This window comes from Streptococcus cameli (assembly GCF_053207365.1).
This window is the reverse complement of record NZ_JBRUIM010000002.1, coordinates 1-15,359: the sequence shown is the minus strand read 5'-3', so window position 1 is coordinate 15,359 and position 15,359 is coordinate 1. Positions and strand designations below refer to the sequence as shown.

The 15,359-nt window shown below is 41.4% G+C and carries 12 protein-coding genes; 3 read left to right on the top strand and 9 right to left on the bottom strand.

Annotation, left to right across the window (positions count from 1 at the left end; genetic code table 11):
- Window positions 1-51: 51 nt before the first annotated feature.
- The 5 genes from ACVR1I_RS05515 to ACVR1I_RS05495 form a co-directional block, all read right to left on the bottom strand.
- Complete coding sequence (locus ACVR1I_RS05515) at window positions 52-777, bottom strand: TraX family protein (protein ID WP_447443031.1); 726 nt, start codon at window positions 775-777, stop codon at window positions 52-54.
- The gene (locus tag ACVR1I_RS05510; protein ID WP_447443030.1) at window positions 774-1,811 is read right to left on the bottom strand and encodes an ArsR/SmtB family transcription factor; all 1,038 of its coding nucleotides are present in this window, start codon (window positions 1,809-1,811) and stop codon (window positions 774-776) included. Before ACVR1I_RS05510 ends, ACVR1I_RS05515 begins: the two co-directional genes overlap by 4 nt.
- A gap of 72 nt (window positions 1,812-1,883) precedes the next feature.
- Complete coding sequence (locus ACVR1I_RS05505; protein WP_447443029.1) at window positions 1,884-3,182, bottom strand: MFS transporter; 1,299 nt, start codon at window positions 3,180-3,182, stop codon at window positions 1,884-1,886.
- A 159-nt stretch (window positions 3,183-3,341) separates the two neighbouring features.
- Window positions 3,342-6,695: an ABC transporter permease gene (locus ACVR1I_RS05500; protein WP_447443028.1), complete on the bottom strand. Its 3,354-nt coding sequence runs from the start codon at window positions 6,693-6,695 to the stop codon at window positions 3,342-3,344.
- A gap of 9 nt (window positions 6,696-6,704) precedes the next feature.
- Window positions 6,705-7,406: an ABC transporter ATP-binding protein gene (locus ACVR1I_RS05495; protein ID WP_447443027.1), complete on the bottom strand. Its 702-nt coding sequence runs from the start codon at window positions 7,404-7,406 to the stop codon at window positions 6,705-6,707.
- Between the two features lie 281 nt (window positions 7,407-7,687).
- Here ACVR1I_RS05495 and ACVR1I_RS05490 point away from each other — a divergent pair, with 281 nt between their 5' ends.
- Window positions 7,688-8,500, top strand: coding sequence for a transporter substrate-binding domain-containing protein (locus ACVR1I_RS05490; protein ID WP_447443026.1), 813 nt, complete (start codon window positions 7,688-7,690; stop codon window positions 8,498-8,500).
- 9 nt (window positions 8,501-8,509) lie between these two features.
- Entirely contained in the window at window positions 8,510-9,508 is a 999-nt protein-coding gene (gene argF, locus ACVR1I_RS05485) for an ornithine carbamoyltransferase (RefSeq protein ID WP_447443025.1), read from the top strand.
- 40 nt (window positions 9,509-9,548) lie between these two features.
- Here argF and tpx read toward each other — a convergent pair whose 3' ends face one another.
- From tpx to ACVR1I_RS05470, 3 genes are all read right to left on the bottom strand, one after another.
- Window positions 9,549-10,037: a thiol peroxidase gene (gene tpx / locus ACVR1I_RS05480; protein ID WP_447443024.1), complete on the bottom strand. Its 489-nt coding sequence runs from the start codon at window positions 10,035-10,037 to the stop codon at window positions 9,549-9,551.
- Between the two features lie 72 nt (window positions 10,038-10,109).
- A complete protein-coding gene (locus ACVR1I_RS05475; protein ID WP_447443023.1) occupies window positions 10,110-12,365 on the bottom strand; it encodes a heavy metal translocating P-type ATPase in 2,256 nt (751 codons plus the stop codon).
- 104 nt (window positions 12,366-12,469) lie between these two features.
- Window positions 12,470-13,975, bottom strand: a complete 1,506-nt coding sequence (locus ACVR1I_RS05470; RefSeq protein ID WP_447443022.1) for a helicase HerA-like domain-containing protein — start codon at window positions 13,973-13,975, stop codon at window positions 12,470-12,472.
- A 135-nt stretch (window positions 13,976-14,110) separates the two neighbouring features.
- Here ACVR1I_RS05470 and ACVR1I_RS05465 point away from each other — a divergent pair, with 135 nt between their 5' ends.
- Window positions 14,111-14,701, top strand: coding sequence for an NUDIX hydrolase (locus ACVR1I_RS05465; protein WP_447443256.1), 591 nt, complete (start codon window positions 14,111-14,113; stop codon window positions 14,699-14,701).
- A gap of 20 nt (window positions 14,702-14,721) precedes the next feature.
- Here ACVR1I_RS05465 and ACVR1I_RS05460 read toward each other — a convergent pair whose 3' ends face one another.
- Window positions 14,722-14,943: a DUF4649 family protein gene (locus ACVR1I_RS05460; RefSeq protein WP_447443021.1), complete on the bottom strand. Its 222-nt coding sequence runs from the start codon at window positions 14,941-14,943 to the stop codon at window positions 14,722-14,724.
- Window positions 14,944-15,359: the final 416 nt, after the last annotated feature.

Below are 15,359 nucleotides of genomic sequence, written 5' to 3'. Positions count from 1 at the left end.
CCCTCTTCTTCTTTCTTTTTCTTTTCATTATACCACAAAAAAAGGCTACTCTTAGTAGCCAAAAATGTAATAGCGGATTGCAAACAAAACCAGAAGGTGCAAGGGATAAAAGAGGTAAAAACCCCATTTGACCCAGCTTGGCGAATAGCCTCTCTCCCCCTTGTAGTGGGAAAATAAAGGAATAAGCAAAAGCAGGCCCAAGCGACTAAAAAACCGAATGGTATCTGGTGATGTTAGAACAAATTGACTGGGGTAGGAAAGCAACATCATAAAGAGCATGAGCAGAAAAATGGTGCGGTTGATCCCCTTTGAATAGCCCCTATTTTTATAAAAGGAGAAAATTAGAGGGATGCCAAAAACATTCCAATCTGAGACAAGGGTCAAGAGGATAAAAAGCAAACAAAGTAAAATGTGCCCCGTTGGGTCTGGTAACTTTTCACACAGCATCAGTAGCAGTAAGCCCATCATCAAGGTAAAAAAGATATTGTTGACGGGATTGATAGCCACCTTTTCACTATTTAAAGCATAATGAAAGGGCAAAATGGATACCACCCAAAACAAGGCCAGTCTCCCAAGATAATGGAGACGGTTTTTGGTGTAATAAAAACCCTCCACCAGTAAGTAAGCCATGATCGGAAACGTTAAGAGCCCAATAAAAAGATAGAAAAACTGCCAAAGAGGATGCAGGTATTGGTGCTCAAAGGCATGGCCGATATGGTTGATCAGCATAGCTACAATGGCAATGCATTTTAATTGGAAGGCGTTGATGGTTTTCATTCCTTCTCCTCTAAGGCGAAATCACTCTGCAATTTGGCAATGACCTCCCTCAGTAATGCCTTGTTGACATTGTACTTGATGTCCTTGTCCTTGCGGTTAATGACCAAAAGCTGGGCATTGATCAATTTTTGGGTATGAAAAGACACAGCCGCTCCTGTAATATTCAAAGCCTCTGCAATATCCTTGCTCTTTGCATGGGGTTTAGTCAATTCCACCAAGACATTGTAACGGGTCGCATCACTCATGACCTTGATGGTCGTGGTAAAGGTGTCCACATCTAATTCTTGATGAGATTCTAAAAGCAGGTCTACGCGACAGGAAACGATGAAGTAACCGGTCCCATCAGTATTGTTGTAAGACGCAAAGCGGATTAACCAGGGACTGACCAAGTAGAGATGGTAATCATTTTCTGGAAAAACACCTGTACTATATTGTGAAAAATAGTTGGAAGTCGTCAAAAATTCTTCTAATGAAAAATGCTCTGCATAGGCTTGGCGTTCTGCCCGTCCTTTTTCTAAATAGGGTTGATATAGCTCTACTAACTCGCGAGATAAGTCTACTAGTTCTTTCATGGAAGCCAGAGGGTTGCGATAGAACTGGCTCATGTACCACTTGGTTTCAGCTTTCATAGAGGATTGATCTAATCGTTCCCAAAAGTCGGCATCCTTACTCATGTGTTCAATTTCAGTATTGACCAAATCCCGTAACAATTCCTGGATGGTTTCCGCAGAAAACCTTAAGCATCCCTCATGAACTTCCTCCATCGTTTGAGGAGCTTTCCCCTCGTCCATAAGAGTCAAATAGGCACACTGCAAAAGGGTCAAGCCGTACCCCATCAAATGATAGGACTTGATTTTTTCTTCATAGGGCATGAACAAGTCCCGCAACTCTTCCATAATCGGTAGAACATCCCCTAGGATTTCCCGTTCCTTATTGGAAAAATCCCACTCTCCTTCTGCTTTAGAGGCAAGGAAACTCGGGATGAAACACTGCTCCATGATTTCGCTGGCAACAGCTGAATAGTGTACCGCCATCTGCTACTCCTTTTCTAGACATTCTTATTCCCATCTTATCAAAATGCCTGCCGTCTGTAAACCATTGACAGATTAAACCTGATCCAAAGGGATCTCAGCAACTTGAACGGGCTCTGCTTTTTTCAGGCTATTTTTAATGGTAACCCCAAAAAGAAGCAGGGACAGGGCCAAGAAAAGAAGCGAAATCATATTAGAAGAAAGGACTAACACCAAGCCGGACAAGATAAACTGAGCTCCGACCATTCCAAATGTACAGAAGGTATCAATGCCTGCTCCTACCGTTGCTAAGCGCTCCTCAGGAATAGAGCGAACAACGTAGGCTTGCAATTTTGGATTAAAGATTCCAACGGTTACGGTTGTTGCAAAAATGACCAGAAAAACTATATAGGTATTGTGTAAGAAGAATCCTGTAAACATCAAGACAGGCATCAGTGTCGACCATTTCAAAAGTGTCTCAAAGCTTACGGTCTTAAAGAGGGTGGTCCCTAGAACACTTCCAACTACATTTCCCAACAACTGCATGATACTAAAGGTAGCCAAGGTGGTGGCTGGATTGACAAGGACAAAAGACGGATGGTCCTTCATCGTTAAGACCAAGAGACTTCCTACAGCCACAAAGACCGCATTCAGACAAGCAATGGTCACAATAGATGTTTGCAACAAGTGCAAGTTTTTCATCACCTGATAAGACTCTTTCAGCGATTGCCAAGAATTGGCAAAGAAATGGCGGGCTGCTTCTTGACTCTCTGAGTGTTGAGTCACTTCAATTGGCCTTTCCTTCAAGAGCTTTTGAAAGGCTGGACGCAGTACCAACATGATCAAACCTGCTCCTAAGAAGGTTCCCGCATTCACAAACGCTAACTGCTGGTAAGTCATGATTGTGATCAAAAGGGCGCCGCTGGATTGAAAGATAATTTGCAGTACGGACCGGGTTGCCTGACGAAAGGCGTACATGGTCTCCCTATCTTCATCTGGCACAACCCGCAAGCTAAGGGGTGTATAAAGTGCATTTTCGTACTGACCCGCCAAGTCAGAAAGTAGATTTGCAATGACAGCAACAACCACAATCCAAAGGGCTGGCGGAAAGCCCATGGCCAAACCAACCAGAACATACAGACCGACACGAAAGAATTGGGTGGCCAAGATGGTATCCACCTTGTTCTTGGTTTTATCCCCCCACATGCCCATGAAAATCATGGTCAAATATGGCAAGGTTTCGGATAAGATCACCAAAGAAATAGCCAGTTTGGCATCCGGTAAGAGCAAGACGTAATTCATCAATGCAAAGTAATACAAGACATCTCCAAAATTTGACAACATATCTGAGACAAAGCTCGCCATAAACAATTTATTTCCAAGTATGCGTTTCATATTTCATCTCCTATTTTATTTAAATTAAATATTTGTTTAATATTATTTTATCAAATATTTTTGTTTTGTCAACTGTTTGTTTTATGTTTGTTAAATATTTGTTTAATTTTTTTAAAAAGAGACAAAAAAAGTTAGCCAGGCTTTCTGACTAACTTTTTCTTATTCAACTGATTTTAAGGCTTCTAACATATCTACATGCCGCAAACGGTGATTGACTAACCAACCCAATACCGCCAAGATACCTGTTATGGCCAAAATCGGAATCAAGTAAACGTAAAGTGGTACAACTGGGTCAAATTGCAGAGAATCCGTTCCAATCATGGTCAAAATCAAACGGTGCAAGTAGAGCCCCCCAATCAAGCCGGTTAGAATACCAACCAAGGATAGGACAATGGTTTCACGGTAAATATAGAGGGTCACTTCCTTGTTGTGGAAGCCTAGAACCTTAATTGTGGACAATTCCCGAATTCGCTCTGCTACATTGATATTGGTTAAATTGTAGAGAATGACTACGCCTAAGAGTACCGAGAGCACAATTAGAATGATCATGACCGACTGGAGTGAATCTGCTATCGTCGTAATCGCTGCTTTGTTGGCCGTGTTCTGAACTACATTGGCAACACCCTTCATTTTCAAAAAGTCTGCTGCCACAGAGCGTATAGAGTCATCGGTGGATTTCTTCAACACCAACAAATGGGCATTGTTTTCTGCCCCTTCCCCCATCACTTTTTTGTAATAAGCAGCAGTCATGTAGACAAAATGTCCTGCATACATCTCACTAACTCCTGAGACAGTCAGTGACACAGTTTTCTCATGGATAGTCATCTCCAGCTTATCACCAACAGCTACACCATAAAGGGAGGCTAGTTTTTCCGAAAGAATCACTCCTTTATCTGTTAAGGACAAGGACTCTCCTTTTCGGGTTTGCAACTGAATAAATTCTCTGATATCTGCATCTTCCAAAACAAGAAGACTGATATCCTGCTTATCAGGTACTCCCTTAATCCTCTCCGTCACATTGACCCATTCGATGGTCTTGCTCGACTGGATCTTTGGATTTTTTAAAGAGACCATCAAAGCTGTCCGATCCTCTTTCTTAGCTGCCGTATCCTCAAGAACCATCATATCATAGCGAGTGATGTCCCCAAATTGACGATCCACAATTCCAGAGATTGATGATTGAATACCCAAACCTGCAAAGAGAAGAGCCACAGAACCAGCGACACCGAAAATAGTCATCAACATCCGCTGTTTGTAGCGGAAAATGTTGCGGGCAGTTACCTTGTGGGTAAAACTCATGCGGTTCCATAAAAAAGATATTTTTTCCAAAAGAATGGACGATCCAGAAACTGGCGGTTTTGCCTGTAAGAGATAGGCAGCTTCTTCTGTTAACTCTTTTCTAGCTACAAGATAAGCTGGTAAGACAGCTGATAAAAAGGCTAGGACAAATGCTAAAGCAGTCCATGAAGGATAAAAGTAGCGTCTGGCATCTCCAATAACAGTATTGCTTGTAATAATGTCACTGATAACTGGTGACAAGATAAAATTCCCAGCTAAAATCCCAACAAGTGTTCCAAGGAAACTTGCTACCAAGCCATACAAAACAAATTTTTGGATAATCGCCTTGTTCTCATAGCCTAAAGCCTTTAAAATTCCCGCATTATTACGTTCCTCATCGACAAAGCGGGTCATGGTTGTAAAGGTGACTAGCGCCGCTACTAGGTACAAGACTACTGGGAAAATATCACCAACCGACGAAATACTCTTTGTCGCATTTACATAGGTATCATAGCCACCACCCCCAGGTAAGGTCGACCTAGTATAAACTCTATAAGAAGGCTTAGCTAGGCGATTTAACTCATCTTGGGCTTCTATGAGTTTTTTTTGAGCTGCTGCAATATCCTTTTGAGCTGCTTCTGCCTCTTTGTTATACCGTTTTTTAGAAGAGCCTAGTTCAGAATCTGCTGATGCTAAGGACGCTTCCTTTGATCTGATTTCTTTTTTCGATGATTTGAGATGGTGACGGCCTTTTTTGTATTGAGTCATCCCCTCCTCATAACTAGCAAGACCTGCTTGATACTGTTCTAACCCATTATCGTATTGAGTTTTGGCAGTTTTAAATTGACTCAAACCAGCCTGGTATTGACTTTCTCCTTGCTGGTACTGGGCTGATGAGGCTTCATATTGAGCAAGAGAGTCTTGATACTGGACTCGACTCACTTCTAAGGCTTGTTCAGCTAAATATAATTGAGCTTCCTTATCTTGAATAACAGCTTTCAGCTCAATGATTTCATCAATGGTGTCTGGATCCTTGCCTGCTGCCACTGCCTCATCAATTTTAGCCTGTAAATTTGCTTGGTCAAATTGTAGCTGTGAACGACTAGTTGCAATACGTTGCTCACTTTCTGCTAATTCTCTCTTTTTAGCATCTAAAGCAGTCTTTGTACTGATTAACTGGTTTTTTAAAGCACTTAATTCAGATTTTTGTTGATTTAAAACAGCCTGACTATTTTTTAACTGTTGACGCGTTCCTTCTAATCGACTGGCTGTTTCATCCAAGCCTTTTTTGGCCTGCTTTAAGCTTTCCAAGGTATTTGCTAATGAATCTTCACCACTTGTTACCTTATTTTTAGCGTTTGCCAACGCGGTTCTACCTGCTTCAACTTCCGTTTCAGCATCCGCTAATCTTTGTTTGGCATCTTTTAGCTCACTTTCTGCCTGAGCTATTTTCAACTGACCTTTATCAATTTCAGCTTGTGCAGTTTGTTTGAGATGTGAAAATCGATTTTCGTCATTGTCTGCAACAAGGGCTTCTAATTCCTTCTGATACTGTTCAATCTTTTTCTGATAAGTCTTATCTTGGTAGCTAAAGGCCGCCAAATCTTGATACAGAATTCGGGCAATCATATAGACATCTGAATCAAATGCCTTTTCAGAAGTAATCGCATAGGCTGTTAATTCCCCACTGCCAGCTGTTGATAGGCCCATCGTTCCTGTGTTCCAAATTTCAGATGAAGAGACAAATCCAGTAATTGTAAAAGTATCTCCTGTCAATGGGCTATCTGCATCTTTTGTGAAGGAAATCTTATCGCCAATTTGATAAGATTGCTGCAACTCTTGGTCCAAGGCAATTTCATTTGCCGCCTGAGGATAGGCTCCTTTTAACAATTGAAATTTCGAAATCCGATTTGTATTTGAAAAGATTCGAATCGCTTTTTTAGAATCTACTAACGTCCGGTCTGCCAAGTACCCATATTCTACCTGGGCACCGTTAATTCCATCCAACTCAGCGACATCGTCTTGATCAATTCCATAATTGCCCATTACAGCTAAGTCAAACAGGCGCTGCTTTTCAATAAAGGATTGGGCAGTTCTTTCCATATTAGGAGTGGTCACTTTTAAACCAACTAAGGCTATCGCCCCAATCATCATCAAACTAAAAATAGAGAAAAAGCGGCCCTTTGATGTTTGAAAGGAATTCAGTATGTCTTTCCAATAGATTTTCTTTTTCATACACCACCTCTAGTATTCTAAGGTCGCAATCTCTTGTGGCTGAGGATTTAGATCAACCGATTGAACTTTGGCGTCCCTCATTCGGATCACTCGATCTGCAATCGGCGCCAAGGCAGTATTATGGGTCACAATAATAACGGTTGTCCCTTTTTCTCGTGTCCGATTTTGTAAAATCTGAAGCACCTGCTTCCCAGTCTGGTAATCTAGGGCCCCCGTTGGTTCATCACACAATAAAATTTTGGGATTTTTGGCAACAGCACGCGCAATGGCTACCCGCTGTTGTTCGCCACCAGATAGCTGAGCTGGAAAATTATTTAATCTGTCTTCTAAGCCAACTTCTTTTAATACTTCAACCGGATCCAGCGCATCTTTTACGATTTCAGAAGCTAATTCAACATTTTCCTTAGCCGTTAAATTGGCTACCAAGTTATAAAATTGGAACACAAAACCAACATCCTCTCGGCGGTAATTGGTTCGTTGATGAGAATTGAATTGGGCAATATCCACTCCATCAATCACAACCTGCCCCTCGTCATTGGTATCCATTCCTCCTAAAATATTTAAGAGCGTTGACTTTCCAGCTCCTGAAGAGCCAAGAATAATCACCAACTCTCCTTTTTCAATCTCAAATGTCACATCTTGGTTGGCAACGATTCGATTGCTGCCTGTCCCATAAAACTTTGATGACTGCTTCACTTCAATATATGCCATTTTTTCTCGCTTTCTACTAACAAACTCTCACTTGATCTCATGACACGAATAAAAATATCTTATCACTATTGTAACGAAATTTCGCCATAAATTCAAAGAAAGCACCGTATTCGAACCATTCTTTCAGAGTGTTGTAACAAAATACAGACTGAATTCTGCTTCTGTTCCTTTTTTATTAAAAAACGAACTTTTTAATTAAATATGCAAAAAACTCTTGACAGATTGTATATTTATACACTATAATTCATTTTAAATCATTTTTATACACTTTGGAGGTGCTTATGAATACAAAAAAATGGATACCAGCTATTCTCATTGCTTGCGTTCTCTTTCTTCTCACTGCTTGTCAACCACAAACCAAAGACCAAGACCAGAGTCTCGCTCAAGTCAAGGAATCTGGGAAATTAGTTATTGCCACTGAAACCGGCTTTCCCCCCTTTGTCTTTAAGACACTGGTCAATGGAAAAGATACTATCGTGGGTTCAGACGTTGAAATGGCCAAGACCATCGCTGATAAGCTTGGTGTAGAAGCAACATTTTCGGAAATGAGCTTTGACAACGTTCTAACCACTGTTCAATCTGGCAAAGCCCAAATGGGCATTTCCGGTATCTCGGTAACCAAAGAGAGAGAAAAAGTGTTTGACTTCTCTATTCCCTACTACACTGCTAAAAATACCATTGTGATTCAAAAATCAGACACTTCTTCTTATACTGGTTTAGAGAACTTTAATTCCCTTTCTGTTGGTGCTCAAAAAGGTTCCATTCAAGAAGGTATTGTGAAGGATCAGTTGCCTGATGCCAACCTGGTTTCTCTTGCCCAAACAGGTGAAATGATCAACCAGCTCAAATCTGGAAAATTGGCTGCAATTATCCTAGAAGAGCCGATTGCAAAGGGCTATATTGCCAAAAATACAGACTTAGCAATTGCGGAGATTGAACTAGATTCTAGCGGTAGTGATGCTTATGCCATCGCTCTTCCAAAAGGCAGTACCGCCCTAAAAAAAGAAATTGATACTATTTTACAAGAACTACTTGATACAGGTGAAATCGAAAAAATGATCCAAGAAGCCTATGAATTATCTATTCAAGAATAGGAGAAATAGATGAAAATTAACTCATTTTTAAAAGAAATTGATTTTTCAAAAGCAGAATTAACGGCTCTTATTGACCTAGCGCTGCACTTTAAACAGCTAAAACAAAACCGCATACCACACGATGTTTTAAATGGATACAACATTGCTTTGCTATTTGAAAAAGCTTCTACAAGAACCAGAGCTGCCTTCACAGTTGCTGCTCAAGATTTAGGCATAAAGGCAACCTATCTGGGGGCTTCCGAAATGCAATTAGGACTGAAAGAATCTGTTTCAGATACTGCCAAGGTCCTTGGCAGTATGTTTGATGGAATTGAATACCGGGGATTTTCACAAGATGCCTTAGAAGAACTCGCACAAGATGCCGGTGTCCCAGTCTGGAATGGCTTAACAGACCAATGGCACCCTACCCAGATGCTGGCTGACTTTATGACACTAAAAGAACACTTTGGAACTCTGGAGGGATTGCATCTCGCCTATGTCGGTGATGGCCGCAATAACGTTGCCAATTCGCTCTTGGTCACGGCTGCTATTTTGGGTGTCCATATCACCATCATTGCACCAGCTTCTCTTCAGCCAAGCAAAGAAGTGATAAAGCTCGCCCATGCCCACAACAGCGGAGCAACTATTACCATCACATCTGATCCGGTTGCAGTAAAAGGAGCAGATGCTCTTTATACAGATGTTTGGGTTTCCATGGGAGAAAATATTGATTTTCAGCAACGGATTGAGTTGCTCTTACCCTACCAAGTCAATCAGGATCTCTTGCAAAAAACTGAAAATCCCGACATCATTGTCTTGCATTGTCTACCAGCTTTTCATGATACAAAAACTAAAATCGGCCAAGAAATTTATGAGAAATTTGGTTTACCCGCTCTGGAAATCACAGATGAGGTCTTTCAACAACAGTCTTCTCTTATTTTCCAAGAAGCTGAAAACCGCCTGCATACAATTAAAGCCGTTCTGTATGCAAGTCTCCACGATGAAGCTACTGAACTACCAACTATCTAAAAGAAAAAATCCTCTTTTCATCATGAAAAGAGGATCTGTTTTATGCCTTGGCTAAAAAATCCAAAACAGCATCGTAGTCTGGGTGTTCGTTGACATTGTCAAGGTATTCCGTATACAAAATACGGTTGTCTTCATCTAAAATCAATACCGCACGCGCCAGCAAATGCCATTCTTCCATCAATAAACCATAGGCTTTCCCAAAAGAATGATCGTAATAATCAGATAAGATATGAGCCTTTTCAAGCCCCTCTACACCGCAAAAACGACCTTGGGCAAATGGTAAATCAACCGAAACTGTAATAACCGTAACAGCTTCATTTTCAGTCAATTCTTGGTGAAAACGACGCGTCTGGGTCGAGCAGATTCCCGTATCAATCGATGGGACGACACTAATGACTTTTTTCCCTGAAAAATCAGATAGCGATTGCTTCTCTAAGTCTGGATTGATCAAGGTAAAATCAGGAGCCATATCTCCTACTTGCCATCGTTGTCCAACCAAGGTCACTTCTTTTCCAATAAATGTGGTCATCTTCTTTCTCCATTTCCTTTTTCTTTTATTGTAAGCGTTTTATATCAAAAAAGCCAATCATTTGATTGGCTTTTAAACTTCCTTAAATTGTTTCAAGCGAAGAGCATTTAGCAAAACAGAAACGGAGCTCAAACTCATCGCTGCTGCTGCAAACATCGGATTTAGTAACGGCCCACCAAAGAGATAAAGGAGTCCCATTGCAATTGGAATACCAATTACATTATAGGCAAAGGCCCAAAAAAGGTTCTGCCGAATGGTCCGCATGGTTGCACGAGACAATTGAATTGCAGTGACGACATCGGTTAATTGGCTTCCCATCAAGACAATAGTTGCTGATTCGATGGCTACATCTGTTCCATTGCCAATAGCCATCCCAACACTGGCCTGTGCTAAAGCAGGTGCATCATTGATGCCATCTCCCACCATGGCCACTTTTTCTCCCTTTTCCTGCAATTGTTTGATAACTGCTACTTTCTCTTCGGGCAATACATCACTAATCACTTGGTCTATTCCAACTTCTTTAGCGATAGCTTCTGCCGTCAACCGATTATCTCCTGTCAGCATAATCGTTTTAAGCCCCATGGCTTGCAAGGAAGCAATAGCTTTTTTACTACTATCCTTGAGGGTATCGGCTACTGCAAGCAATCCCAACAACTGAGTATCTCGGGCCACAAAAATAGGAGTCTTGCCTTCTTGCGCAAATGCCTGTGCTGTTTCGTTTGTGTCTGCTAGATCTACTCCATTTTTCTCCATCCATTTGGCATTTCCAAGATAAAGAGTGTGCTCACCCACTTGTGTGGATAGTCCAAAACCAGAAACAGCTTGAAATCCTGTTTGTTTTAGCAAACCGATCCCTTCCTCTTTTGCTCTTGCCACAATTGCCTCCGCCAAGGGGTGCTCACTCCCTTGTTCAGCAGAAGCTGCTAGACGCAAGAACTCTGTCCACTCCATCCCATCAAGCGGCAACAAATCCGTTACTTGTGGTTTTCCTTGTGTGATGGTACCTGTTTTATCAAAGACCAGCGTCTGAATGGATTGAGCTTCTTCCAAAGCATCACCAGACTTAATTAAAATTCCTTTTTCAGCTCCTTTTCCAGTTCCCACCATGATAGCGGTTGGAGTCGCTAGTCCTAGTGCACAAGGACAAGCAATGACCAAAACTGCAATGGCAATGGATAGCGAAAAATAGGCGGATTGATTTCCAACAATATACCAAGCCAAGCCAGCTAAAACAGCCAATCCCATGACAACTGGTACAAAAACTGCAGAAATGGTATCCGCTAATCGGGCAATCGCTGCTTTGGAGCTTTGCGCTTCTTCTACAAGACGAATGATTTGTGACAGAGTCGTATCTTCTCCAACACGACTAGCCCGTAAGATAATAGCCCCTTGTTTGTTAATAGAGGCACCAACAACTGTATCTCCAACTGCTTTTGAAACAGGAAGACTCTCACCCGTCAACATGGATTCATCAACACTGGTTTGACCCTCGATAATCTCTCCATCAGTTGGAATCTTCTCGCCTGGTTTGACCAAGATATTGTCTCCAACCATGATTTCTTCAACAGGAATTTCGACTTCTTGATCATTTCGAAGCAAGCGGGCTGTTTTGGGCCGCAAATCAAAGAGTCTGCGAATGGCTTCGTTGGTCTTCCCCTTAGAAACTTGTTCAAGGTACTTACCAAGGGTAATCAAGGTCAAAATCACTGCTGCCGATTCAAAATAAAGCTCAGGGTGGTGATGAACGATTTCTGCACTACCAGAAAACAGTTGGGCAATCATTAAAATCCCCTGTAAAAGGGCTGCGCTGGTACCAACTGCAATCAAAGAATCCATGCTGGGGTGTCCCTTGACCAACGTCCTAAATCCTTTTACATAAAAACTCTTTCCAAGCACCACAACAGGAAGCACCAGTAGCAACTGGCCAAACGCATAATAGAGCGGTTGCTGGCTAGGTGATAGCCATACCGGCAAAGGAAGACCACCAAACGGCAACATGGGGCCCATCGCAATGTAAAGAAGCGGAAGTGTGAAAAAAGCAGACCACTTAAAGCGCACCCATAGCTCATCTACTGCTTCCTTTTTTTTCTGGACGGCTACCTCTTCTTGCTCACGGCTAAAAAAACTGACCGTGTACCCCGTATTCTTAACGGTATCCATAATATCTGTTGCTTGTACCGCTGATGGATCAAAACGAACGGTTAATTTCTCACTGGCCAAATTCACATTGGCGTTTTCGACGCCATCTAATTGAGCTACCGCTGTCTCCACTCGACGGGCACAAGAGGCACAACTCATGCCTTCCACCAAAAATAGTTCTTGTTCCATAGTACCACCTCGCCTCTATTTCTGAATCTATTATACAAAATTTGATTACAAATGTAAACATTTTTATTTAAAAAGAAAACTTGCTTCCAAGTTTTCTTTTTTACTTATTTTCCTTTGAGCATACCCGTAATTCCACGTACCAACATTCTACCAGCCTCACGGCCAACAGCTCCCATGATATTCTTAGTCAAGCGGTCCATTGGCGAGTCAGTTCTCCGAGTGCTAGTAGAACGTGATCTAGAGGAACTTTGAGATTTCTTTTCAGCCTTTCTTTCAGCCGCTTCTACTTTTTCCACTGCTTCTTGCTCTGCTTTTTCTTGTAACTGAGCTTCTTTTTCTTCGGCCCATGCTGCAATAATTTCATGAGCTGACTCACGATCAATGGCCTCGGCATACTTGTCTGCCAAGCTCGACCCGTTTACCAATTGCAATACAAGACTAGGGTCTGCCGTTCCCAGTAAACTCTTTGGTGGATAAATCATGACCCTATCTGCAACGGTTGGAGTCCCGTCAACTCCTAAGACAGAAACAACTGCTTCACCGACTTTTAATTCTTGAATAACCTTGGCCAAATCTTGTCCAGACTCTTGGCGGAAGGTATCTGCAACAACAGAAACCGTTTTTAATTCTTTTGGCGTAAAAGCACGCAAACCATGCTGGACTCGATTGCCCAATTGTGCTGCTACTGCATCAGGAATATCCGTTGGATTCTGAGTGACAAAGAAGACACCAACACCTTTTGAACGAATGAGACGGACAATGAGTTCAATTTTTTCTAATAAAACAGCAGGTGCATCCTTAAATAATAGATGGGCTTCATCAAAAAAGAAAACCATCTTCGGTCGATCCAAATCCCCCACCTCTGGCAATGTTTCATATAATTCTGCCAATAAAGACAAGAGAACGGTTGCATAAAGCGTTGGCTGAGTGAAGAGCTGAGTAGCATTTAAAATATTGATCATACCGCGACCATCTCCAGTAGTCCGCATCAAGTCTGCAATTTCTAGACTAGGCTCTCCAAAGAAAATCTTCGCGCCTTGTTGTTCCAAAACAACCAGACTACGTAGGATGGCACCGACTGATCTAGCTGGAATATTGCCATAATACTTGCTTAGCTCTGCAGCATGCTCAGCGACATAGTTTAACATCGCCCGCAAATCCATCAGATCAAGGAGCAAGAGTCCTTTCTCATCGGCTACACTAAACACAATATTCAAAATGCTTTCTTGGGTATCATTCAACCCCAAAAGCCGCGTTAACAAAACAGGTCCCATCTCAGAAATTGTCATTCGGACAGGTGTTCCATTTTCGCCAAAAACATCCCACAATTCAACTGGGTAAGCTGCCGGCTGGTAATGGTCATAATGAGTCGCTTGCAAGCGTTCTTGAGAAATTTCTCCCCGATTTTCTTGGGCAAGACTGGTCAAATCTCCCTTTATATCGGATAAGAAGACAGGAATTCCTGCATCGCTTAGTTGCTCCGCTAAGACTTTTAAAGTGACTGTTTTTCCTGTTCCTGTTGCCCCTGCGATAATTCCATGACGATTTAAGCGTTTTAGAGGAATCTCTGCAATCGTTTGGCCGTAACCAAATTGAATTGTATCTGACATGCTACTTCTCCTTGTAATGTACTCACCTTATTTTACCATAAAATAAATCCTTTCAGACTTTCAAAGAATCTCCGAGTTGACGATAGGAAACTTCTTTTGTAAGATAGTAGGAAAGCATGGAGAAAACTGATGAATATAAAAAAAAGAATACAAAAATATAGTCCTCGCTCCCTTGGAGAAAAGAAACAATACAGCATCCTAATCCCACTCCTTCAAATAAAAGGAGAATGGCACCTGCTTTATCAAGTAAGAAGCCACAATATTTCACAGCCTGGTGAGGTCTCTTTTCCTGGTGGACAAGTTGAAGAAGGAGAATCTTATCAAGAAGCAGCGATTCGGGAAACTTGTGAAGAGCTGGGGGTGTCTCCACACCACCTAGATATCTGGGGGGAAATTGACTACCTGCACCATGGGGAGCAAACCATTCATTGTTTTGTCGCCGAATTAAAGAAGACAGATCTTACACAACTAAAACCCAATACGACAGAAGTAGAGCGCATTTTCACAGTTCCCCTTAATGTGCTTCTGAAACAAGATCCAACCTATTATCCATTGGAGGTTGAACTCAAACCCAATTCATCTTTTCCTTTTGAAAAAATCCCAAATGGAAAGCAGTATCGCTTTAAGGGATTTCATCGAGTACTTCCATTCTATGAATTGGAAGAAACCATCTGGGGCATGACTGCCATGTTTACCCGTCGATTCATTCAAATACTAAGAAAATAAAAAACGCCTAAAGCGTTTTTTTATTGCAAAGAACTCAAATCTTTGTTCATCAAATAAAAGAAAATATCACCATAAGTTCCAGTGTAACCTAAATCATGTCCATTATAAACCAAGGACACCACCTTGTAATGATCCGCAATCCCAATCATACAAGCCTGCTGGGAACGTTGGTATTCCTCATAGGAATCAAAAGAAATTGTTTTTTTCAATTTACTAGCATCCAAATACGTAATTTCTAACATCTGTTTACCTCATTTCATTTATCACTAATGGATAGTATACCACTCTGACATCAAAAAACAAGCAATCAATCCGAACGAAGAGTGTTTGTCGACCAGCATCTATTTTGCCCCTTTTTGGCCCCCAAAAACACAAAAAAAGACCCATCAACCAACGATAAACATTGATATGACGGGATTTTTCTTGTTAGCGTCGTAGGCTGCTGAATTCTTTTCATTCTATAGAATGAAAGAATCCTAGCATTCCTGACGGGGGTGCGTCTACGAAATCAAAGATTTCTGACTTACCGCCTTACTTAACTGCGTCTTTTTACTAACGTTGTTATGATTAAAATATAATAGAAGAAAGAAGCCTGTTATAAGGGGGGGTTAGTATAAAAAGTAAATAAAATCGCTATATAAAACTATGAAAGTTTTAA